This is a genomic window from Paenibacillus sp. GP183 (assembly GCF_900104695.1).
Taxonomy (GTDB): Bacteria; Bacillota; Bacilli; order Paenibacillales; family NBRC-103111; genus Paenibacillus_AI.
The window spans coordinates 5,261,900-5,283,534 of sequence record NZ_FNSW01000001.1; the positions used below are offsets into that span (position 1 = coordinate 5,261,900).

Below are 21,635 nucleotides of genomic sequence, written 5' to 3' on the forward strand. Positions count from 1 at the left end.
ATGAAGCGTATCGGTTTGGAGAGAAGAAAGATGCTTGCCGGCTACGTTTACATTTCCCCGTGGCTGATCGGATTTCTGTTATTTATGGGATATCCGTTCGTTTACTCGCTATGGTTAAGCTTCCACGATGTACAGGGGATAGGGAGCTTCCAGTTTAAGTCGGTCGGCTGGTTAAACTTCCAGAATGCATTCGTTCTGGATCCGCAGTTCGTGCCTCTGTTCGTCTCCGTCATTCAGGATACGATCATCAACACGCCTTTAATCATCGTATTCTCATTGTTTATTTCCATCTTGCTGAATCATAAGATCAGAGGCCGAGCTTTGTTCCGGGCTGCGTTCTTCCTCCCGGTTCTGATCGGTTCCGGCATGGTGCTGCAGCAGCTGTTATACGCGGGAGTAGGACAGAAAACACTGGTCAACGGAATCGGCTTGCCGGCGTCCGCGTTCATTTACATGGGGCCGACTTTCTCACAGTTCGTGTTCGACATGCTCAGCCGTTTGACACTGATCTTTTGGAAAACTGGAGTGCAAATCTTGTTGTTTTTGGCAGGGCTGCAGGGCATTTCACCGTCATTGTACGAATCGTCCAAATGCGACGGCGCAACCGAATGGGAGATGTTCTGGAAAATCACGCTGCCGCTCATATCGCCCGTTATTTTGCTCAATTTGGTCTATACGCTGGTGGATTCCTTTACGGACGTGACGAATCGGATGATGCTGTATATTCGTGATATCGGATTCGTCAAAATTCAGCTCGGCTATGCGGCGGCTCTTGGATGGATCTATTTTGCGCTCATCTTCGTGATCATCTCCATCATATTTGCCGCATCCAGACGCTTCATTTATTATTCCGGGGAACGGTGAAAGGAGAGATGACACCCTATGAACAACGATGGAGGAATATCAGCAAGGAAGCGACCGCTAACGGCATTTGACAGGATGCCTCTTTTCATGCGGCTAGCCGCAAGCCGGTTGACGAGCAAAAGCCGCTGGTTCGGAATCGTGTACCGGATCTTCGTATACTGCCTGCTGATCGACTTGTCGTTCGTATTTCTTTACCCGTTCATCTATATGATTACGACTTCCTTAAAAACGCCGCCCGACCTGCTCAACTTCACGATCAAGTGGATTCCGACGAGCATGGCTTGGCAAAACTACGCTTACGGTCTCGTCGGCCTCAAGTACTGGGAACATTTTTACAATTCGGCGGTATCGACGCTGTTCAGCGTTTTCGGACAAGTGCTCGCCTGCTCCTTCGTCGCGTACGGCTTTGCCCGGATCAAATTTCCGGGGCGCGAAGCGCTGTTTATGCTGGCCATGTTCTCGCTTCTCGTGCCTCCGCAGACGGTGATCATTCCACTGTTTATCCAGTATAAGGCATTGGGCTGGATGGATACGTTCGCGCCTATCATCGTCCCGGCATTTTTTGCTAATGGTTTGCGCGGGGCGCTGTTTATTTTTATTTTCCGCCAGCTGTTCCGAAATTTGCCATGGGAGCTGGAGGATGCGGCTCGCGTCGACGGCTGTGGCAGTTTCCGCGTGTATTGGAAAATTATTTTGCCGCTAACGACGCCGGCCATCGTCGTGACGGTGCTGTTGTCGCTCGTATGGCACTGGAACGACTTCTTCGAGCCTAACATCTACTTGACGTCACAAGAAAAATATACGCTGCCGATGATGCTTCCGCGACTGTACCAATCGCTGAACGAAACTGCCGCTACGCATGGGATGGAGACGTTCGGTCTGCCGACCGTCATGGCTGCCACGTTCCTGGTCATCGTTCCGCTGCTGCTCGTCTATCTGTTCCTGCAAAAGTATTTCATCCAGGGCGTGGAGCGTACTGGACTGGTGGAATGATGCATGATGCATTCAAACGAATCATCGGTTGCGCGCCTACCAAGTATGAAATAACAAATAGACACCTTTTCGAACAAAGAAGTGTCTATTTTTTTGCCATGTAAAGGGTTACATTTAGAGTATGCGCTTTTTTATCTAAAGGGGTGAAGCAGGTTGATGGAAGCAAAGCTTTACGAAAGCGATCAAGCTCCCATAATTCAAGCCAAAGGAATAGTGCGAACATTTGGCAAAGGGGCTGGAGCGGTCCATGCTCTGCGTGGAGCCCATCTCTCGATCCCGCGAGGAAGGTTAGTCGCTTTAAGAGGCAGATCGGGATCGGGAAAAACGACCCTGTTGAATTTGCTTGGAGCGTTAGATCGTCCAACAGCAGGGACTATTTATGTGGATGGCCTTGAGATCACCGAACTTCCGGAAAAGCAACGCGATAATCTGCGGCGAAAGAAAATGGGGCTTATCTTTCAATCCCTTGCTCTTGTTCCTTATATGTCAGCCTATGAAAATGTTGAGTTCGCATTAAGGATAGCAGGTGCAGCTTCTCATGAGTATCGCCGATTAGCGGAAGAAGCCCTTGATTTCGTGGGCTTGAAAGCCCGTATGAAGCATCGTCCCTTCGAAATGTCCGGCGGCGAGCAGCAACGGGTAGCCATCGCACGGGCCATTGCCCATAAACCGAGTGTCATACTTGCCGATGAGCCAACGGCTGAATTGGACAGCAAAATGGGCCTGCAGGTGCTGAAAGTATTCAAGGATTTGGTGCAGCAAGGAATGACAATAATCTTGACTACGCATGATCCCGCTATTATGGAAATTGTGGATCAAGTGTATGCATTGGAGGATGGTATCATTGTCGACGAAGGTTAGTTGGATAAAACGGATAGGGTTGCTGGCGGCATTCATCCTTGCCTTTGCTGTCTCAGGCTGTTCCTTGCTTCCTAAAGAAGAGACCGCCTTGAAGCCGCCCTTAGTTAAGCCCGTGAAAGAGAATTTCGAGCTTTATGAAGTAAAGCGGGGGAGCATTATTAAGAAGTTGACCTTTATGGCAACATTTGCCTCAAGCAAAACACAGAACTTGTATTTCAAAGAGTCGGGCCAGCGGCTGTTGTCGATCAATGTGAAGCTTGGCGATACGGTTAAACCAGGTGATATCCTAGCTCAGCTGGATACAGGCGACTTGGAAACACGGGTGCGCATGCAGCGGTTAAATGTAGAGAAGGCACAGATCTCCCTCATTCAAGCCAAGACGGATAAGCCAGACGATGCAGCGGCCATCCGCCTAAAAATGATCGATATGGAATCGACCCAAATTCAGCTTGAGCTTTTGCAGACCCAACTGGAGAAATCAAAGCTGAAGTCTGACCTAGGTGGAGTTGTGACTTATATATCTGATATTAATCAAGGTGACCTTGTAGCAGCATACTCCAATTTAATCTCTATTGCTGATCCGAAGCAAGTTCAGCTTGTCTATCAAGCAACGAATAGTATCGATATTTCAGCTGTTCAAGTAGGTATGGAAGCGGAAGTTAAGCTCAAGAATAGCACAGTGAAAGGTAAAGTGCTGCAAACTCCATCTAGTGCTCCGCTATCAACTAATAAAACACAAGCTGAGAAGAATGCCAAAACCTTGATTATCGGAATAGATAAGGCGCAAGAAGGAACCGAAATCGGAAGCTACGGGGATATTACGATAATTACCGAGCATAGAGATGACGTACTTATCATTCCTCCTGCAGGATTGCGTGCTTATATAGGCCGGGAATATGTGCAAATACTTGAAGGTGAAAGTCGTAAAGAGATTGACGTTGAGAAGGGACTTGTAACTCCAACTGAAGTAGAGATCCGCAGGGGCTTGAAGGAAGGCCAAAAGGTGATTATCAATAATTAAGCTTATGCTTACGATGCCAGTTTTCCTTACGGAAAACTCAGCACATGCTTACGAAGTCAGTTTTTCTTATGGAAAACTCTAAGGAGGAGCCCAAATGGCCTTATTCATAATGATTCTTCGCAAAATGGCCAAAAACCGCTGGCTGGAGCTTTGCCTGTTAACAGGGCTTGTCGTCTCTGTTGCTCTGAGCAGTTCAATGCCCATCTATACCCATGCCATTCTGCAGCGGCTTCTAATCAAGGATTTGGAGAACCTTCAGCTCCAAACGCAGAAATTTCCAGGGGCGGTAAATTCATTCACTTATACCGGAGATGTAGAAGATCCTTCTGTTAAAACCCAGAGGCTGCTTCAAGCGGATGTGTATCTTGAAGAGCAAAGCAAGCAATTTGGCCTTCCGGTATTGCTTTTCTCTAAGGCACGCAGCACTTCATCCTATATGATAGTTCCATCAGGTCCCGCTGCAGCAGATCCTAATGTTAAGCGTAATGCGGAAATTGCTGCTAGCAGCAATTTGGAAGAGCATGTCCGGCTGGTAGACGGAAGGATGCCTGCCAAACAACAGGTGAACGGCGTGTATGAAGCAATGGTTACGGAACAGGTACTAACGGAGCTTAAACTTGTCCTTGGCAACGAGTTCACGATTGAAGACGAGGCTCTCAAGGAGCCTGTGCGCATCAAGCCAGTCGCTGTCATAGATCGCAAGGATTATAGCGATGTTTATTGGTATAATCCGATAAGTAATTACAAATCGTCTTTTCTCATAGATTACGATTTATTCGAACAGGATATCGTCAAAGGAAATAAGCTGAATGCGGCTTCAAATACTTGGTTCTATGCTTTGGATTATTCCCAAATGAAACTCGAAACCATTCCCGTCTTTACAGCAACAACAGAAGTAATAAAAGACTATATTCAAAACCATATTGGCTCAAGTTGGAGTAATCCTGTAAATGCTCCGGCATTACAGACGCTTGCTGCCTATTATGATAAGGAAAAAAAGCTTAAGCTGATGCTATGGTCGCTTCACGTACCAGTCATGATTCTTCTTGCCTTTTATTTGTTCATGGTCGCGAATTTGATTACAGAGAGGCAGAAAACAGAGATCGCAGTATTGCGCAGCCGCGGTGCAAGCCGCTTGCAAATTTTGATGAGTTATTTGCTGGAAGGAGTTCTGCTCGGACTTGTTGCTCTAGCGCTCGGACCTCTTCTGGGGCTTCAATTAACTCGAATTTTGGGAGCCTCTAACGGCTTTTTAGAATTCGTGCAGAGGGCTTCAGTGGATGTTAAGTTGAATCGTGAGGCATACAAATATGCTTGGGTAGCAGTGGGGGCTTCGGTCATCATGATCTTAATTCCTGTTTTTCATGCAACCCGTGTATCCATTGTTGGGCATAAACAAGCCATGGCGCGGCAGCAGCGAATGACTTTTTTGCATAAAAGCTTTATCGACGTGATTCTTCTAGGAATTTCCCTTTATTTACTGCAATCCTTCCATCGCAGAATGAGTGATTTAGTGGCATTAGGATTGGATTCCGCTGACCTCAAGATCGATCCGTTGCTTTTTGTTGTTCCAGCTCTATTCATGCTCTCCATGGGGTTATTGATCCTACGCGTGTATCCGGTGTTGATTCAACTTGTTTATCGATTAGGCCGCCGATGGTGGCCGCCTTACTTATACTCTGCTCTTCTGCAGGTTGGCCGCTCGGCTAATCAATACCAGTTCATTATGCTATTTCTTGCTCTTACATTAGCAACAGGGATATTTAGTGCCAGCGCCGCAAGAACCATGAATCAGAATATCAGCGACAAGATTCAATATAAAACAGGAGCAGATATTGTCTTGCAAAGTAGTTGGGAAAATGATGCGCCACCGCCGGATATGGGTATGGGAGGTGGATCACCTGGGGAAAGCGAGGCTTCTTTAAAGCCTAAAAAAAAGGTTCAATATAAAGAGCCGCCTTTCCTGCCTTTCGCCCAGCTTCCTGGTGTAGAGTCAACAGCTAGGGTTTTTACGAAACCGGATGCCGGCGTTAATTTTGGCAAAGAAGGTGCTGTTGTTCAGCTTATGGGGATTGACACAGACGATTTCGGCCGAACGGCTTGGCTGCGGGAAGGGCTGTTGGATCACCATTTTAATGAATACCTGAACTTATTAGCATCCAATCCAAAGGCAGTGTTAATTTCGAAAAGTGCTTCAGAGAAGCTAGGCGCAAAAATCGGAGATGTCGTTCAAATCGGTTGGAAAGATGCGCAATCAGCGCAATTCCATGTTTATGGAATTATTGATTATTGGCCCAGCTGGAACCCTAACCCTGTATCATTGAGCAAAACTAAGATTGCTCCTGCGGACAACAAGAATGCAAAAGCAGCCTACCCTATGCTTGTCATCGGACACCTGCCTTATATACAAAATAATATCGGACTGGAGCCTTACGATGTGTGGCTAAAGCTTCAACCCCATGCATCCATTCAAACCCTATATGATGCCATGGAGCAAAAAAAATTGAAAATCACCAAGCTAACCGATAGGAAGCTGGAATTAATCAATTCCCAGAATGATCCATTCCAATTAGCGATAAATGGCGTCATGACATTAGGTTTCCTAATTGGCATACTGATCAGCTTCATTGGCTTCCTAATCTACTGGACATTGTCATTGTCGGGAAGAATATTGCAGTTTGGGGTGCTAAGGGCGATGGGGATATCCTTCAAACAAATCATCGGCATGCTGATAACAGAGCAATTGCTGACTTCGGGAGCGGCTGTCCTGATAGGCGTTCTGTCCGGTCAGATAACGAGCAATTTGTTCGTGCCTTTCTTCCAGCTTTCCTTCGATCCATCGACGCAGGTACCGCCTTTCCAAATAATCTTTGATCCATCGGACCGAATCAAGCTGTATGTTATTGTCAGCCTTATGATCATAGTTGGACTTATGATATTAGGGACGATGCTGTCACGGATCAAAATTCATCAAGCCGTTAAGCTTGGGGAGGACTAACCTTATGATTCATTGTGACAATTTAGTCAAAATTTATAAGGCCGCCGATCTCGAGGTTGTAGCACTGCAAGGGCTGGATCTGAATGTCGAGAAGGGCGAACTTATGGCTATTATCGGCAATAGCGGAAGCGGCAAATCAACCTTGCTTAACATGCTGGGTGGTCTAGATCGGCCTTCTGCCGGAAAATTGCTGGTCGACGGCAAGAACCTTCTCAATTTCAACGAACGGGATCTAGTGAAATATAAGCGCGAAACCGTAGGCTTTGTATGGCAAAATAATGCTCGCAATTTGATTCCCTATCTGACCGCTTTGGAAAACGTGGAGCTTCCTGTCCTGCTTCAAGGCCGGCGCAAGCGCGATCGTGCATTGGAGCTGCTGGAAGCCGTAGGGCTTGGGCATCGCTCCGGGAACAAGCTGAACCAGCTCTCTGGCGGTGAGCAGCAACGTGTGGCAATTGCCATCGCACTAGCCAATCAACCGAAGCTGCTGCTCGCCGACGAACCGACGGGTTCCGTTGACTCGAAGATGGCAAACCAGATTCTGGATTTGTTCCGTGAGCTCAACCGAAGCATGGGTCTGACTGTTGTTATTGTCACGCACGACCCTTTGCTAGCGAAGAAGGTTGACCGTGTTGTTGCTATCCGTGATGGTAAGACCTCGTCGGAAATGATTCGACGGAAGTCTTACGCCGAGGAGCTGGAAGAGCTTGCTAATGGATTGAACAGCGAAGAAGAGGAGTCGCACGTTGAATATGCCGTCATGGACAAATCGGGCCGATTGCAGATACCTTCCAGCTATCTGGAATCTATTGGCGCTTCTAATGCACAACGTATCCGCGTTACCGTTGAGAATGGCAGGATCGTGCTGCTGCCTCCGGAATAATGCCCAGCAATTATGACCTAAGCCTACGCTTGCTTCATTCTTTGCCGAACGGCACCGACGATCAGCATCAGCAGTGGCAGGCCAATCATATTGGCCGTCAGGACAACCGGAATCCAATAATGCTCCATATAATTAGACGTCGCTTGCACGATGTTTTTAGGAAATAGCGCATATATGGCGGAAATGGGGGCTATGAACCAGATGAAGCCCTTCCAATTTCCGATTTGGAAAAATTGAGCCGTACCGTAGCAGGCAACAAACATGTAGACCGCCAATTTGATGAATACGCTAAACAACCAAATAACCACGACTAACGCGTCCAGATTCTCGATAAACGTGAACAGATAAATTTTTTTCGTCATCTCAAAGAATGGGTACCACATCTTAGAAGCAAGATTAGCCCCCAATGTCAAAATAATCATAACCGTAGAGATCCAAACACAGATTGTTGCGATTAGAATGGCCTTATAAGCGTATGGAGCGCCTTTAGGCGGTTCATACAAGAAGGATGCCAGCATTGCGTATTCAACAGTATGTCCGAGATAAGACGCAGAGGGAAGTGCCCCTTTCATGATCTCTTTGATTCCGCTGTCCGCATAAACGGGCATGAGATGCTCCCACCTGACGTTATTCAAGCTGGCGACGAGCACGACCAGCACCATCAATATAACCAGCGGTCCCAGGATTTCGCTGTAACGGCCGATTCCGTCGATTCCGCCCGAATAGGTCGCATATACGACGACCAGAAGCATAATTGAAATAATCACGATCCTCGGCGTTGTCGGCAGAAGCATCATTTGGATGACATCGGCGAATTGGTGGAGAACGATCGGGATAATCGTGTACCATTCCACTAAATATACGATGCAAACGATTTTTCCAAGCCATGTTCCGAGTATCGTCTGGCTGAATTGTATCAACGTTTGATCGGGATGAAGCCGAGCCAGCTTCGTCGACAACAAGGCTACCAGAGCAGCAATTCCTCCGGCAACCAGTATGCTCATCCATGTATCCTGCTTCGCAGCCTGGAAGCCGGATGTCAATGTCATCATTATCGTCATGCCTAAATTCATAGTCATGATCATCCAGAACATTTGGTTGCCGGTTATTTTCATAGCTCACAATCCTCATTTTGTTGGTGGCATATCCTTCTTTTCCAGATGAGCGGGCACTTGACTCCGACCTAAGTGAATCACGTTGACTTCAACCTCAATGGCAATCGGAACGTCTGGAAACAAAGTTTCCCAATCGTTTTCTATCGTTTTCCAATAATACGGGTGCTGGGTGTGAATTTTCTCCCCGATGCCGAAAATATCGGATTTCATCTCTTTTTGTACATGACTGACCATCGTTGAGACCTCTTTATGCATTTCATCCTTTAACAGGCGATTCAAGAGATTCATTTGTTTGGTCAAATCCAGTTTTGTATCGTTCTCCAGCACGTTGGCGGTAACTTTATATTTGACCGTTACTTCGGGCTTTCCATTCAATATTTTAGTTTTCACCTTAACGGCGGCTCTTTCAACCTTGAACCCGATCGTTCCCTTGTATTTCTGCTTCTTAGGTTGGGCCTGAACTGTTATATTTATTCTTGCGCCATTTCCCTTCCAAAACTGCAGCATTCTCATTTCATGTTCCGGTAAAAAGCCTACGAGTTTGTTCTTCTCATAGACGGCCGCTTCATCGATCCTGAAGGTGAGCTCACCATTTTCATCCTTAACGAGCCTAATCGCACCGGTTGCGGGCATGGTTCCGCTTTTCGATATTTCGTCCAGATATTCGCTAATTTTGATGGAAACGCCAGTGTCATGGGCTTGTATTTTTGTCATTCCGATAGAAGGTATTAGCTCCAACGAATATTTCGCTTTCAAGATTTCTTTTGCGCTCGCTCCATGCGTCGTCAATACGATGCTGTTGTACCTGGAGATAGGCATACGCAGATGCTCGTCCAGAACTCGATCGACGCCACGCTTGGCATATTTTTCGCCGATAATGGTAACCCCTCTGTGACCTAGGAAGATCTTACGGGACATTTGTTCTTGCATCTTATTCAAAATGTCTAGGGCATCTTTGCCTTTTTGTGAAATGAGCAGGACAGGCTTTTTGCCCTGGGCGCCCCCACCGCTTTGCTGCATTTTTGAAATTCCAGAAGCAAGCGCGACCTGCACGGTGCATTCTATTTGATCGTCCTCCGCTATATCGAACCCGCTGGCCATAACAATAGCAAGATCGTTGATCTCGGTCCGGTCCCAGCACCCCATCAGGAAAACGAAACAGGTGACAAGCAATGCGGCTTTAAGGAATAGAACAGAAATCCGAACCATGTTATTCCGACTCCATGTTTTGTATGATATTGTCCTTGCGCTTGCTGAGCAATCCCCACGGGGCTCTGATGAACGTATCCAGCAAACCAGGCCGGTAGAACGGCGTCAAGGGAGACAAATAGGGAATGCCGAAGGAACGCAAGTTGGCTAGATGAATGAGCAGCACCATCAGAGCCATGCCGATTCCATACAACCCGAACATTCCGGCAAAGATGACCATCGGAAAACGCAAAATCGTGATAGCCTGACTCATCTTTGGAAGCGGAATGAGAAAAGACGCGATTCCCGTCAAGGAAACGATCATCACGATAGGGGCCGATATGATTCCTGCTTGAACGGCGGCTTGTCCGATGACCAGCGCTCCGACGATGCTGATTGTCTCGCCGACAGGGCGCGGAAGACGGACCCCCGCCTCGCGAAGAGCATCGAAAATAACCTCCATCATCAACGCTTCAAGCACTGTCGGAAAAGGAATGACTTCCCTCGAGGCGGCTACGGTTAGAGCCAGAGCTGTAGGGATCATTTCCTGGTGAAAGGTGCTAATTGCTACATAGAAAGACGGGAGGGTTAGCGCCATGAAAGCGAACATCAATCTCAGCCAACGAAGGTGCGTCGCGATAATGAAATGCATATAATAGTCCTCGACGACTTGAAACCCGGACCAGAAAACAATCGGCGCGATCAGTGCCAGCGAGGATCCTTCAACCATGATCGCAAATTTTCCTTCAATCAGAGCGGCTGTAACTGCATCCGGCCTTTGGGTAAGTTTCATAAGAGGAAACACCGAATTAGGCTTGTCGCAAATTAATTCTTCGATATACCCGACATCCACCACACTGTCCATATTGATGCTTGAAATTCGCTGTTGTACTTCCTTGATTACTTGCTGCGAGACCCTGCCTTCCAAATAAGCTAAAGCAATCGGAGTCTGAGTCAGCTTGCCTTTGCTCATCATCTCAATTTTAAGCAAAGGGGTTCTGAGCCGGTTGCGTACCAACCCCAGATTGACCTCCATATTTTCAATAAACCCCAGCTGCGGACCGTTAATAACCGTTTCAATATTAGGCTCCGTCAGCTCGCGCTGCAGCTTCTTGGGGCTGGTTACAGCCATCGCTTTGTTTGCGGATTCGGCGAATACGACAGCTTCCCCTTGAACGATGCGCTGAACGGCGTCTTTCAGATTGTCAATAACAACGGTTCGCGCCTTTGGAATTAATTCCTGTTCAAGCCGTTCCATCATCCCATTAGCGGATTCACTCTTCAAAGACTCTATGTTCATTAAGTGCTTCATCAAGCCGTCTTCAAGCATTTGGTCATCGACCAATACTTTGAGGTAAACAAGCAGAATCTGCGTAGAATCGGCAAGCGTAATTTTGCGAATTATCAAATCGGAGCAATTCTCAAATATTTGCCGTATCTGCTCTTCAATATCATTCAGACTATCGGACAGTTCCGCTTCATTCCGATATTCGAACGGTTCCAGCAGCATTACGGGCAGCCCGTATTTCTTTTTCCTAAAGAACATTTGCAAAATCACCTTCTTGTTTTCATGAATAATGGATATTATTTCTAAGATTTCCATTACCCCCGAAAATTAATATGGTATTTTATTCCTCTGGATTGCGCATTCTACTTAATTAAAGGCAAGAACTACAGAAAGGCGGTCTAGCGATGACATTTTGGAAAGCGGTAGGTTTTGCATTAATTGTTCTATTGTCAGGCCTAGTGCTCTATTACTCCGTATCTACCGATTGAAAACCTTCCAGAGGATTCGTTATTTATATGAAAGCAATATGAATCGGTAGTCATTTTACATGAAATATGGATATAATACATAGTATAGATTGTACTTTTTATTAAAGGGGATGAAATATTCATGGAAAGATCGGTGACGATTTCACACACAGGCAGTTTTGCTCATGTGCTTCAGACGTTTGCAATTTCACTTTTAGTTTCTTTCATAGGCATGTTGATCGGTGCCATGGTTGTCCCGCCGTCCATGATCATGCTTTTCGTTGTGGCTGAAGTGATTATGTTGATAGCGGCTATCGTCATTCGGATTCGCGGTAAAAACATTGGTTATGGTTTTTTGTATGCTTTTACAGCGATTTCGGGAGTAACGTTATATCCGGTTATTATGGCTTATGGTGGCTTGCTTGGCGCCAACGTTGTATCGGGTGCTTTCTTTGCGACAGCAGCGATCTTTGGCGGACTTGCCTTCTACGCTCACCGCTCCAAACGGGACTTTAGCTTCCTTGGCGGCTTCTTGTTCGCTGGTACAATAGGACTCGTGCTAATGAGCGTGATCTCCATGTTCGTCTCGTTTGGTTCCGTGATGAACTTGGTTTGGTCGATGGTCGGCATTCTTATTTTCAGCGGATGGGTTCTCTACGATGTAGCTCAATATCGTGACGGTGTTGCTTCAGAAGAAGTGCCGCTCGCCGCACTAAACATCTATCTGGATTTCATCAATTTGTTTTTGTACATTCTCCGTTTCTTGGCTTCCATAGTTGGTCTCAATAGGGATTAGGAATCCAAGTCATTTAAGGGAGCTGCCTCGGCAGCTCCTTTACTTTTGAACAAAATAAAGGTTGGATCGGATATTTCATATGTAATTATCAATGATATATTGCATAAATTTATAAAAACAACCTCCCAACGTAACTGCCCCATCCCACGAGTTCATTTTTAACAAGATATCATGGATTACCAGTTCTATTATGTGAACAAACATAACACAGTTGTATTGTTTTTCCTTTTAATAAGTGATATATATTAAAGTGAAGCTAAAAAATAACATCAAAATGGAAGATTTACTAACAAAATGAATCGCTCTCCAAGATGCACATCCCACATCCGAGAAAGGTCCGGCATTTGGCAACAGCCGAGATTATTTTTCACATCCTCCTCTGTTCTCATCATGTCATGCGCGTTGAAATTGTTTTAGTTGATACTCCGTGTTCATCCGTTATCTTTTTTCATAAAATTTGAAAAAGAGAAAGGAAGATTGAAACAATGGCTTCTTTGAAAGATTCTATGATAGAATTGGACCCGATTTTTGGAGTTTCCGGAGATGAAGAGAAGGTAGCCGGCTATATAAGAGAAGCGTTGGCCGGCAAGTATGATGAATATTATGCAGATCCGCTTGGAAATCAATTTTTCATCAAAAAAGGAATCAATTCCAACCTGAAAGTTATGCTTGCCGCACATATGGATGAAATCGGGTTCGTCGTCATCCATATTGATGAAAAGGGATTTGTTTATTTCGTGCCGGTTGGTATGCATGACAGCCGTGTAGTCATTAGTCAAATATTGGTTATTAATACATCAAAAGGCTTTGTCAAAGGCATAACCGGCAGCAGGCCTGCTCATATCGTTACTGCCGAGGAGGAAAAGAAGGGTGTTCCCATTGAACAACTGCATTTGGACGTCGGAACATCCAGTAAAGACGAAACCTTAGAGCTTGGAGTCAAAGTAGGGGATTACATAGCTTTTGATCGCAAGGGAGAATATTTGAATGGCGGCAAGGTGTTTACCGGAAAAGCGGTAGATAACCGGGCCGGTTGTGCTGTGCTTATCGAAGTGATGAAGCGGCTGCACACTAAAAATATTATGCCGACAGTATACGGAGTAGCCACCGTTCAAGAGGAAGTGGGTCTCAGAGGCGCCGGACCTGTGGGGTTTCAAGTTCAACCAGATGTCGCTTTAGCGATTGACGTAACGCCTGCAGGTGGAACGCCGGGAATAAATGACCGCGAGCTGCCGATTGAATTCGGAGCGGGAACTGCAATTAAATGTTATGATGCCGGTTTGACTGTTCCCAAAAAATTAGTCAATCGCCTTGTTGAAGTGGCGGAAAAGAACCAAATCCCATACCAAAGGGAAGTATTGCTTAAAGGATCTACGGATGGTAAAGCAATCAGCTTAAGCGGAAATGGCGTATTGACAGGTTGTATTTCCATTCCTTCACGTTATATCCATTCAGCCGTAGGAAGTATCCATCTGGATGACCTGGAGCATTCTGTTCAACTCATTGTCGCGTTTATCGAAGGTTTTACAGAAAAAATATAATCCCCAATAAGAGGAGGAGTGTGTCTTATGCAAAAGGTATTGATAACCGGTTTTGAACCTTTTGGCGGAGAACCTGTGAATCCGTCCCTTGAAGCGGTAAAGCTACTTGCAACCAAAACATTCACTAATGTGGAGGTCATAACGAAAAAGCTTCCAGCAGTTTTCCACACATCGATCAGAATTTTAAGAGCAACGATGGATGAAGTCAAGCCGGACATCGTGATTTGTGTCGGGCAAGCGGGAGGACGAAGCGATATTACGGTTGAACGTGTGGCGATTAATGTTGATGATGCCAAAATTCCGGATAATGAAGGCAACCGGCCGATTGATGTCAGTATCATAGAAAATGGTCCCGCTGCCTATTGGTCGGGACTGCCTATCAAAGCAATCGTAGAGAAGATGAGAGAAGCGGGAGTACCTGCTTCCGTTTCGCAAACGGCAGGTACATTCGTATGCAATCATACTTTCTACGGACTGTCCCACCTGATCGCTACTGAATATCCGGGCATTAGAGGAGGCTTCATCCACATTCCGTACCTTCCGGAACAAGCGGCTCGCCATCCTGGCGCACCGAGCATGAGTTTGGAGATGATCGTCCGTTCAATTGAAATTGCGATACAAACAGCAACTGCGCAGAAGGACGATATCATCGCCGTAGGCGGGGAAATCAGTTAAGAGTCAGAATCAGCTCCGAAACGAGTCGATAAATCAGGAGGTCAAAAGATGAAAAAGAAGCTTTTACTCGGAATAACAGTTATGTTAATCGGAGCGGCAGCATTGACAGGGTGTTCGGGCAGCAAACAAGCGGCCAGTAACGTGCAAGAAAAAGAGCTTGTCGTAGCGATCCCGCAAGATCCTCGTGGAACGTGGGACCCTATCGACACCTTTACGATCCCTTGGGGAACGGTGGCATCCAACATTTTTGACGGACTTGTCGAGCGGAGCGAGGATCTCCAATTGAAGCCGGGTCTGGCAGAATCCTGGAATTACAAAGATCCCAAGACGCTTGAGTTTAAACTTCGCAAAGGAGTCACGTTTCAGAATGGCGAGCCTTTTAACGCCGATGCCGTTAAATTTACTTTCGACCGGCTGCTGGGTCCGGAAGGGGAAAAGAGTCCACAGCGCTCCAACTACGATTCTATCGACAAGGTGGAGGTTGTAGACGAAAATACGGTTGTTTTCAAACTGAAAGCAGTGGATCCCGTGTTGGTCACCAAGATGGCCGGTTACGGTGCGATGATTGTTCCTCCCAAATACTTCAAAGAAGTAGGGGACGCGAAGTTCGATGTTATGCCGATTGGAACGGGTCCATTCAAAGTGACCGAATACGTGAAGGATGACCATGTATCTATGGAAGCCAACCTTAAGTATTGGGGAGGGGCACCCAAATTAAAAAAGGTTAAGTATCGTTATATTCCGGAGGCTACTACTCGAATAGCCGAACTTCAGACGGGTGCGGTTGACATCGCGTCCACTATTCCGCCAAGTCAGGTGGCAACCATTGAGTCAAACAAACAGCTGACGATTCAGAAAGCGGGCAGCCCGACCGTAAACATGATCAGATTTGATGTATCGCAGAAGCCGATGGATAACGTGAAGGTTCGGCAGGCCATTAATTATGCCATTGATAAGCAGAAAATTATTGATACGATTCTGAATGGGTATGCCAAACCTATCGCTTCCCTGCAAGGGGATATCTCCTTTGGGAATGATCCGGAGCTCAAGCCTTATCCGTTCGATCCGGCAAAGGCCAAACAATTGCTGCAGGAAGCCGGGATACAGTCTGGCACGAAACTGACTTTCTCGATCAATGGCGCGGATTCGGTATATAAAGAGGTAGCGCAGGCTGTTGCGACATATCTTAGTGAAGTAGGCTTGACTTTGGAGATCAAGCCGCAGGATTCCCAAACGTTGAATAATGACCTGATTCCGAAAGCCAAAGCCGGCCATATGTACCAGTTCGGATGGGGCGGATGGACACTTGACTTTGACAACACGGCGTATCTGCTTTATAAAAAGGGCCAATTTTATAACCCAAGCTATGGAAATCCGGATGTGGATAAGCTGTTAGATGCAGAACGAAACTCCGTCGTACAAGACGAACGGAAGAAAGCTTTCTTCCAATTGGACAAAATACTCAAGGAGGAAGCAGTCGAGGTTCCTCTTTACCAGTCAATGACCGTTTGGAGTGTCAACAAAAAGGTTAAAGGCTTTGTCATTCCCCCGGATGAGCGTCTTCGCTTAAAAGACGTCAGCTTTCAATAAAGATGAACAAGCCGATGGTATTCCGTCGGCTTTATCCATTCTTGTCAGAGGGGAGTAGGAGAGCCATGCTGAAATTTGTCATTCGCCGTCTTTTCCATACTTTAATCGTATTATTTGGAATCTCTCTAATTGTATTTTTTTGCATTCGTCTGACCGGTGATCCGGCTGTAGCAATGTTCCAAGGATCGGGAGAGCCTTCGAAAGAGGCACTGGATCTGATTCGCAAAGCATTGGGATTAGACAAACCTTTATGGTTGCAATACCTGATTTTTTTAGGGGACATGCTGAGTGGCCATATGGGAAACTCCTTCCGCAACAACCAACCGGTTTTTCACCTGATTACGGAACGGATGGGAGCAACCTTACTATTAGCTTTTGGAGGAATTGCCGTAGCGCTGCTGCTTGCCTTTCCGGTTGGAATACTTTCAGCGGTGAAGCGGGGCGGGTTTATGGATATGTTTGGACGCATGTTTTCCTTACTGGGAATTTCATTTCCAAACTTTTGGTTAGCCATCATGTTGATTCTGATTTTTGCGGTTAATTTGCATTGGCTTCCCGCATCCGGATATAACGGACTGGAATATTTGATACTTCCTTCGATTTCCTTAGGTTTGATTCTGGCAGGAGTGTTGGCGCGGTTGATCCGGTCCAGCATGCTGGATGTTCTTCATCAGCATTACATCCGTACTGCAAGAGCCAAGGGAGTTGCAGAATGGGCAATTATCATACAGCATGCGTTACAAAATGCGCTGATCCCGACTATCACATTTTTAGGTCTTCAGCTAGGTGCTTTACTGGGGGGAATTGTTATTCTGGAGCAAGTATTCTCCTGGCCTGGAGTCGGTCGTCTTGTTCTCGATGCTATAAACGATCGTGACTATCCCGTTGTGCAGGGCTCCGTCATGATCTTGTCATTCTTGTTAATGCTTGTGAACCTGCTGGTTGATTTGAGTTACGGCTTCATTGATCCGCGTATCAAATTGGGGAGGGGACGATCATGAAGACTGAGGCACAGTTGTCGTTAAACAATTTTGATCAGGCTGCGGAAAATAAGCGAGAGATCAAAGAATGGCATCGCATCGCTCGGCGTTTCTTCCGTAATCCCGGGGCGGTTATCGGCGCAATTTTAGTTCTGATCACGGTTCTCTGTGCTGTGGCATCCCCAATGTTGGCTCCCCTGGATCCTATCAAGGGCGGATTATCTGAACGTCTGGCACATCCCACCTTCAGCGGTGGAGCAGCAGGGCATCATTGGCTTGGTGCTGACGCAGTTGGACGAGACCTGCTCAGCAGAATCATCTATGGTGCGAGGATTTCATTATTTGTAGGAATTGCATCTGCTGCCGTTTCAGCCGTTATTGGAGTGTTGTTCGGATTGTTATCGGGCTATTTCGGAGGATGGGTCGACGATCTATTGATGCGCATCGGTGACATTAAGCTGGCTTTTCCATTTATTCTGCTCGCGATTCTGGTCATGGCTACATTCGGAACAGGACTAGGCAAATTAATTTTCATTCTGGGGATTACCGGTTGGGTGGGATTTGCCCGAGTCGTCCGTGGTCAGGTGCTAACCATTAAAGAACTTGAATACGTACAAGCTGCGCGTTCCGTCGGAGGGACACATCTGCGCATTCTTTGGAAGCATATCCTGCCCAATGTCATGTCGCCCGTCATTGTTCTGGTTACATTAAATATTGCCAACAATATTTTATTGGAAGCAGGACTGACATTTTTAGGGCTTGGCGTTGACCCGACGATTCCTTCCTGGGGTGGAATGCTGGCGGATGGACGGCTGTATGTTTCATCTGCATGGTGGGTTGCCACGTTCCCGGGAGTCGCTATTATGCTTACCGTATTAGGGTTTAATTTGCTTGGAGACTGGCTTCGTGATGAGCTTGACCCTAATTTGAGGGTGTAAGGATGATGAGAAGCTTAAGAGAGTTATGGACTATGAATGGCTGGCTGGCTGATCGAAATGGTGATGAGGTTCCAGACGGCGTTAAGGCACGGTTTGTGCTGGGCCGTGATAATCCTTCGGGAGTGAAACGCGGATGGATTGAGCTGGCAGGCCGTCTTGGCCTTGAAACCACGGGTTTATCGTTTCCTCTTATGCATTGGGATGATGCTGCGGATCTTTTGCAGCCCGATTCGGTATTTATCGGAATCAATCATAAGGGATTTAGCAATAGGGTGATCGTAGATTGGGATAAGTACCTGGCAAAGCGAAACGCTCTGCAGGAAGGCCAGGGACTCATTGCAATCGTAAAACTGCAAAGCGGGGAAGACGCCATCATCGTTACCGGAAAAGATCAAGAAGGAGTTTACTGCGCTTGCTTGCATCTTGCAACCTATATTGAGGAGGATTCAACCAACGAAAACGGGACACCAGCCAGTGAATGGATTGTTGATGCACCTGAAAACCGTGATGATCGGAACAATGGTACTTTGCAAACAGCCAATGGCTTTTGCTCGCCTGCATTGCCCGAACAAATCGGGCTAGATTCCCTTTTTACGGAACAAGGTCTTTTTCGGCGGAACGAGCATGACCTGTCCAATGTGTTGCAGCTTCGTTTCCTGTCAGAAGATTGGCAGGATGATGAAATTACAGCTGCCGCAGATTTGGCTACCCGTATCGGATTGGAAGCAACAGGATTACAATTTCCGATAACAAGAGGAACGGCCGAATGGCGTCCGGGAGATGCATTCTCTATCTTTCTTAAAGGGACTTATTGGTCTCCAAGCATTCATTTGGAACAGCAAGATCGGCAGATCCGGTTGGTCATCCAGGGTACAGATATAAATAACACGGTCCGTTGGATGACAACAGAACTTTTTGGCACAAATGATCAGCCTCTTGAAAGGACATGGAGGCAAGCCGCCTTTTTGCTTCGCAATCCCTCTCACCCGATGCGTCAACGGCTTCTGCATGAAATGGCTTTGGAACGAAGCCTGCAGAATCTGCGTGGCGTAAAGGCGGAAATTGAGCTTGCTGAAAGTATAGCCACTCCAATCGATTTGTGGCAAAAAACGGTTGACAGAGCCGGGGCAGACGCTGAGATTCGCGTTATTCGCCAAGAACCGGCATTCTCTTTGAGGTGGGAAGAGGCAGGAGAATTTGCAAGGATCACAGATCTTTTTCAGCAATCACTCTCGGCAATAGCATCAGGCGGCAAGGTTCGGGTGGAAGCAGGTGTTACCCTTAGTCCGGCGTCCCGCGAGAAGTTGGCTTTGGAGCTTCATATGATGGGTTCGGAACGGGGTATCGAAGTGGAAACCCGCATTTGCAGCGCATGGAAGCAAGGCTATTCATGGATTGAGCAGGAAGTGCTGCCTGAACTTAAGCAGGCGGGTGATGTTGGGTCTCTTGTCATTCGTTTTAGCCCTTTTGTTGCACCTGAAGGAAAGCCCTGTAAAGAATTGCCGATTCGTTGGCTGCAGGAATTGTATCCAATTGACGAAGTGATCGGCAGCGAACTGGGTATTCGTGCTGAACAGGTCACGTTTGTAATGGATGACATGCAGCAGAGCACTTATGTGTTGGTTGCCATAGATAACATGGGAACAGAGATCAAGACCTACGAATTCCAGGCTCGGACGGGGGAATACCTGTTTCTTGCCGGAATGGAAGAGGAAGGCTCTGTTTATCCGCCTACCGGATGGATGCGAATGACAGTAGGAAATTCAATTATATTTGATCAAAACGTGGCAACGGACCTGGAACATTTTTGGGACTGGTACCAAAACTCATTTCTAAGTCAATTGACCGCGTGGCTGGAACAGACCGGCAAACAGCAAGCGCCGCTTTTCGGGAAATTAGAGTGTCACGTTAAGATGGACACGGAAGAGCGATTGTTGAACATAAGGGAAGAGACTTTCTCCATATTGGAAGCGCTGCATGAGGACATTTACTTTAACACACTTGATTATGTGACTGCGCTTGGGAAACGAAAGGGATTGGATTGGGAGGCATCCGGGCAAATACTGCCTTGGATGGAATCGGTCTTTGGAATAGCTCCGAATGCGCAAATCCTTTTTTATGATCTTCCGCCGTCGCTTCAGCAAGTTCGTTTGAACGACCTGACAATTGATCCGGTTCATTGTTTTGATATGCGTATTGTCGGAGTGCGCTGGGAGGAAGAAGAGCTCCGGTTTTTAACCGAAGGGGAGAACCCGGAGGCATCGGAAGTGGAGACCTGGTTGCGAAACTTATATAAATCAGAACGGGTTCCGCAAGCTGATAAGCCGCTTCCGCTAACCTCCATTCCATTGGACCAAGTGATTGACGATCAACGCTTGAAAAGCCTTTATAGAGCCATCTCACAACTCGATGGTGTTCAGGTTCACCCGATGGAGTTATCGTATCAGGGAAGGGAAATTTCGGTTGTTGAACTCACCCTCCCTGTTGATGCCGAGGTTGTGTCCAAAATGAAGCTTTCCCTCTGGAAACCGACGCTCTTCATTAACGCCCGGCATCACGCCAATGAAGTCTCAAGCACCAATGCCGCTCTTAAGCTTATTGAAGATTTGGCAAAAGAACAGAGTGATCTGTTAAAGCGATGCAATGTGATTGTAAGTCCAATGGCGAACCCGGACGGTGTTGCCGCACATTACGCCATGTACCTGGTGAATCCGCAGTGGAAGCTGCATGCCGCCCGGTACAATGCTGCAGGGTTTGAATTTGCAAAGCATCGCTTTCGTGAGGATACGCCTTACGGGGAAAGCCGTATTTATGAGAAGGTATGGAGACGCTGGGCACCTGATATTGTATTAGATGATCATGGCGTTCCGTCTCATGAGTGGGTGCAGCCGTTCAGCGGATATAATAGCCCCCCGCGGTTCCCGGTCTCCTATTGGTTACCCCATGCGTTGATTTACACAATCGCCTTGGCTTTGGATAATTCCATGTTTCCGCAGCATGCCGGCATCAGGGAAGCGATTCTGCGAATTCTTGCAGGCAGCATGAAAGAAATAGACAGCATTCGCATTGGAAACGAGTATTGGTTGGGCCGATATCAAAAGTGGGGAAATCAGTGGCTGCCGGAACCATTTCCATTGGAAATAGAGAATGGTTTGATCACATACAGAAGGAAGGGAAACCCTGATTCTCAAAGTAGAAATCTAGGTGAACGCTACGCGCATCTGGTTAGTCTTGATCTTATTACCGAGGTGGCTGATGAAACCGCTGACGGCATGTACTTATCCGAATGCGTCCAGGCGCATTATGAATTAGACCTTGCTGTTGTGGAATGGCTGTCTGCTAACCTTCAGCAAGTTCACAGGGAACGGGTGGATACCGATTCGGGCACGATAGTGCGATTATTCCGCCCTAGGCCTTTGCAAGTATAAAAAATGGAG

Annotated in this window: 16 protein-coding genes; 13 read left to right on the top strand and 3 right to left on the bottom strand. The window is 46.8% G+C overall.

The features are described 5' to 3' along the window. The 6 genes from BLV33_RS25955 to BLV33_RS25980 all read left to right on the top strand — a co-directional run bounded on the left by BLV33_RS25955 (position 1) and on the right by BLV33_RS25980 (position 7,620). Positions 1-864, top strand: a complete 864-nt coding sequence (locus tag BLV33_RS25955) for a carbohydrate ABC transporter permease (protein WP_090798329.1) — start codon at positions 1-3, stop codon at positions 862-864. Positions 865-882: 18 nt separating this feature from the next. Then, positions 883-1,857, top strand: a complete 975-nt coding sequence (locus BLV33_RS25960) for a carbohydrate ABC transporter permease (protein WP_090798331.1) — start codon at positions 883-885, stop codon at positions 1,855-1,857. Between the two features lie 156 nt (positions 1,858-2,013). Further along, positions 2,014-2,718: an ABC transporter ATP-binding protein gene (locus BLV33_RS25965; RefSeq protein WP_090798332.1), complete on the top strand. Its 705-nt coding sequence runs from the start codon at positions 2,014-2,016 to the stop codon at positions 2,716-2,718. Beyond that, positions 2,702-3,739, top strand: coding sequence for an efflux RND transporter periplasmic adaptor subunit (locus tag BLV33_RS25970; RefSeq protein ID WP_253187183.1), 1,038 nt, complete (start codon positions 2,702-2,704; stop codon positions 3,737-3,739). The genes BLV33_RS25965 and BLV33_RS25970 overlap by 17 nt, the downstream gene beginning before the upstream one ends. 94 nt (positions 3,740-3,833) lie before the next feature. Next, complete coding sequence (locus BLV33_RS25975) at positions 3,834-6,737, top strand: ABC transporter permease (RefSeq protein ID WP_090798336.1); 2,904 nt, start codon at positions 3,834-3,836, stop codon at positions 6,735-6,737. Between the two features lie 4 nt (positions 6,738-6,741). Further along, entirely contained in the window at positions 6,742-7,620 is an 879-nt protein-coding gene (locus tag BLV33_RS25980) for an ABC transporter ATP-binding protein (RefSeq protein ID WP_090798338.1), read from the top strand. Between the two features lie 23 nt (positions 7,621-7,643). Here the strand turns inward: BLV33_RS25980 and BLV33_RS25985 are convergent, their stop codons facing one another. The 3 genes from BLV33_RS25985 to BLV33_RS25995 are packed head-to-tail and all read right to left on the bottom strand — an operon-like array spanning position 7,644 to position 11,469. Beyond that, entirely contained in the window at positions 7,644-8,735 is a 1,092-nt protein-coding gene (locus tag BLV33_RS25985; RefSeq protein ID WP_090798340.1) for a GerAB/ArcD/ProY family transporter, read from the bottom strand. 12 nt (positions 8,736-8,747) lie between these two features. Further along, positions 8,748-9,944 carry a Ger(x)C family spore germination protein gene (locus BLV33_RS25990; protein WP_090798342.1) on the bottom strand — a complete coding sequence of 399 codons (1,197 nt, stop codon included), beginning with the start codon at positions 9,942-9,944 and terminating at the stop codon, positions 8,748-8,750. A gap of 1 nt (position 9,945) precedes the next feature. After that, positions 9,946-11,469, bottom strand: a complete 1,524-nt coding sequence (locus BLV33_RS25995) for a spore germination protein (RefSeq protein ID WP_171909311.1) — start codon at positions 11,467-11,469, stop codon at positions 9,946-9,948. 351 nt (positions 11,470-11,820) lie between these two features. Here BLV33_RS25995 and BLV33_RS26000 point away from each other — a divergent pair, with 351 nt between their 5' ends. The 7 genes from BLV33_RS26000 to BLV33_RS26030 all read left to right on the top strand — a co-directional run bounded on the left by BLV33_RS26000 (position 11,821) and on the right by BLV33_RS26030 (position 21,626). Next, positions 11,821-12,474 (top strand): Bax inhibitor-1/YccA family protein, encoded by a 654-nt coding sequence (locus BLV33_RS26000; protein WP_090798346.1) that lies wholly within the window; start codon positions 11,821-11,823, stop codon positions 12,472-12,474. Positions 12,475-12,959: 485 nt separating this feature from the next. Further along, positions 12,960-14,015, top strand: coding sequence for a M42 family metallopeptidase (locus BLV33_RS26005; protein ID WP_090798348.1), 1,056 nt, complete (start codon positions 12,960-12,962; stop codon positions 14,013-14,015). Positions 14,016-14,042: 27 nt separating this feature from the next. Continuing rightward, on the top strand, positions 14,043-14,690 hold the full coding sequence (pcp, locus tag BLV33_RS26010) for a pyroglutamyl-peptidase I (protein ID WP_090798350.1): 648 nt from the start codon (positions 14,043-14,045) through the stop codon (positions 14,688-14,690). 48 nt (positions 14,691-14,738) lie between these two features. After that, the gene (locus tag BLV33_RS26015) at positions 14,739-16,280 is read left to right on the top strand and encodes an ABC transporter substrate-binding protein (RefSeq protein ID WP_090798352.1); all 1,542 of its coding nucleotides are present in this window, start codon (positions 14,739-14,741) and stop codon (positions 16,278-16,280) included. A gap of 65 nt (positions 16,281-16,345) precedes the next feature. Next, positions 16,346-17,281, top strand: coding sequence for a nickel ABC transporter permease (gene nikB / locus BLV33_RS26020; RefSeq protein ID WP_090798354.1), 936 nt, complete (start codon positions 16,346-16,348; stop codon positions 17,279-17,281). Continuing rightward, a complete protein-coding gene (locus BLV33_RS26025; RefSeq protein ID WP_090798356.1) occupies positions 17,278-18,198 on the top strand; it encodes an ABC transporter permease in 921 nt (306 codons plus the stop codon). Before nikB ends, BLV33_RS26025 begins: the two co-directional genes overlap by 4 nt. 2 nt (positions 18,199-18,200) lie before the next feature. Further along, on the top strand, positions 18,201-21,626 hold the full coding sequence (locus BLV33_RS26030; protein WP_090798358.1) for a M14 family metallopeptidase: 3,426 nt from the start codon (positions 18,201-18,203) through the stop codon (positions 21,624-21,626). The last annotated feature ends 9 nt before the right edge of the window (positions 21,627-21,635 follow it).

Bases quoted from the DNA above. Each gene is read 5' to 3' on its own strand.
- BLV33_RS25955 (WP_090798329.1), top strand. From the start codon at position 1: ATGAAGCGTATCGGTTTGGAGAGAAGAAAGATGCTTGCCGGCTACGTT.
- BLV33_RS25960 (WP_090798331.1), top strand. From the start codon at position 883: ATGAACAACGATGGAGGAATATCAGCAAGGAAGCGACCGCTAACGGCA.
- BLV33_RS25965 (WP_090798332.1), top strand. From the start codon at position 2,014: ATGGAAGCAAAGCTTTACGAAAGCGATCAAGCTCCCATAATTCAAGCC.
- BLV33_RS25975 (WP_090798336.1), top strand. From the start codon at position 3,834: ATGGCCTTATTCATAATGATTCTTCGCAAAATGGCCAAAAACCGCTGG.
- BLV33_RS25980 (WP_090798338.1), top strand. From the start codon at position 6,742: ATGATTCATTGTGACAATTTAGTCAAAATTTATAAGGCCGCCGATCTC.
- BLV33_RS25985 (WP_090798340.1), bottom strand. From the start codon at position 8,735: ATGAAAATAACCGGCAACCAAATGTTCTGGATGATCATGACTATGAAT.
- BLV33_RS25990 (WP_090798342.1), bottom strand. From the start codon at position 9,944: ATGGTTCGGATTTCTGTTCTATTCCTTAAAGCCGCATTGCTTGTCACC.
- BLV33_RS25995 (WP_171909311.1), bottom strand. From the start codon at position 11,469: ATGTTCTTTAGGAAAAAGAAATACGGGCTGCCCGTAATGCTGCTGGAA.
- BLV33_RS26000 (WP_090798346.1), top strand. From the start codon at position 11,821: ATGGAAAGATCGGTGACGATTTCACACACAGGCAGTTTTGCTCATGTG.
- BLV33_RS26005 (WP_090798348.1), top strand. From the start codon at position 12,960: ATGGCTTCTTTGAAAGATTCTATGATAGAATTGGACCCGATTTTTGGA.
- pcp (WP_090798350.1), top strand. From the start codon at position 14,043: ATGCAAAAGGTATTGATAACCGGTTTTGAACCTTTTGGCGGAGAACCT.
- BLV33_RS26015 (WP_090798352.1), top strand. From the start codon at position 14,739: ATGAAAAAGAAGCTTTTACTCGGAATAACAGTTATGTTAATCGGAGCG.
- nikB (WP_090798354.1), top strand. From the start codon at position 16,346: ATGCTGAAATTTGTCATTCGCCGTCTTTTCCATACTTTAATCGTATTA.
- BLV33_RS26025 (WP_090798356.1), top strand. From the start codon at position 17,278: ATGAAGACTGAGGCACAGTTGTCGTTAAACAATTTTGATCAGGCTGCG.
- BLV33_RS26030 (WP_090798358.1), top strand. From the start codon at position 18,201: ATGATGAGAAGCTTAAGAGAGTTATGGACTATGAATGGCTGGCTGGCT.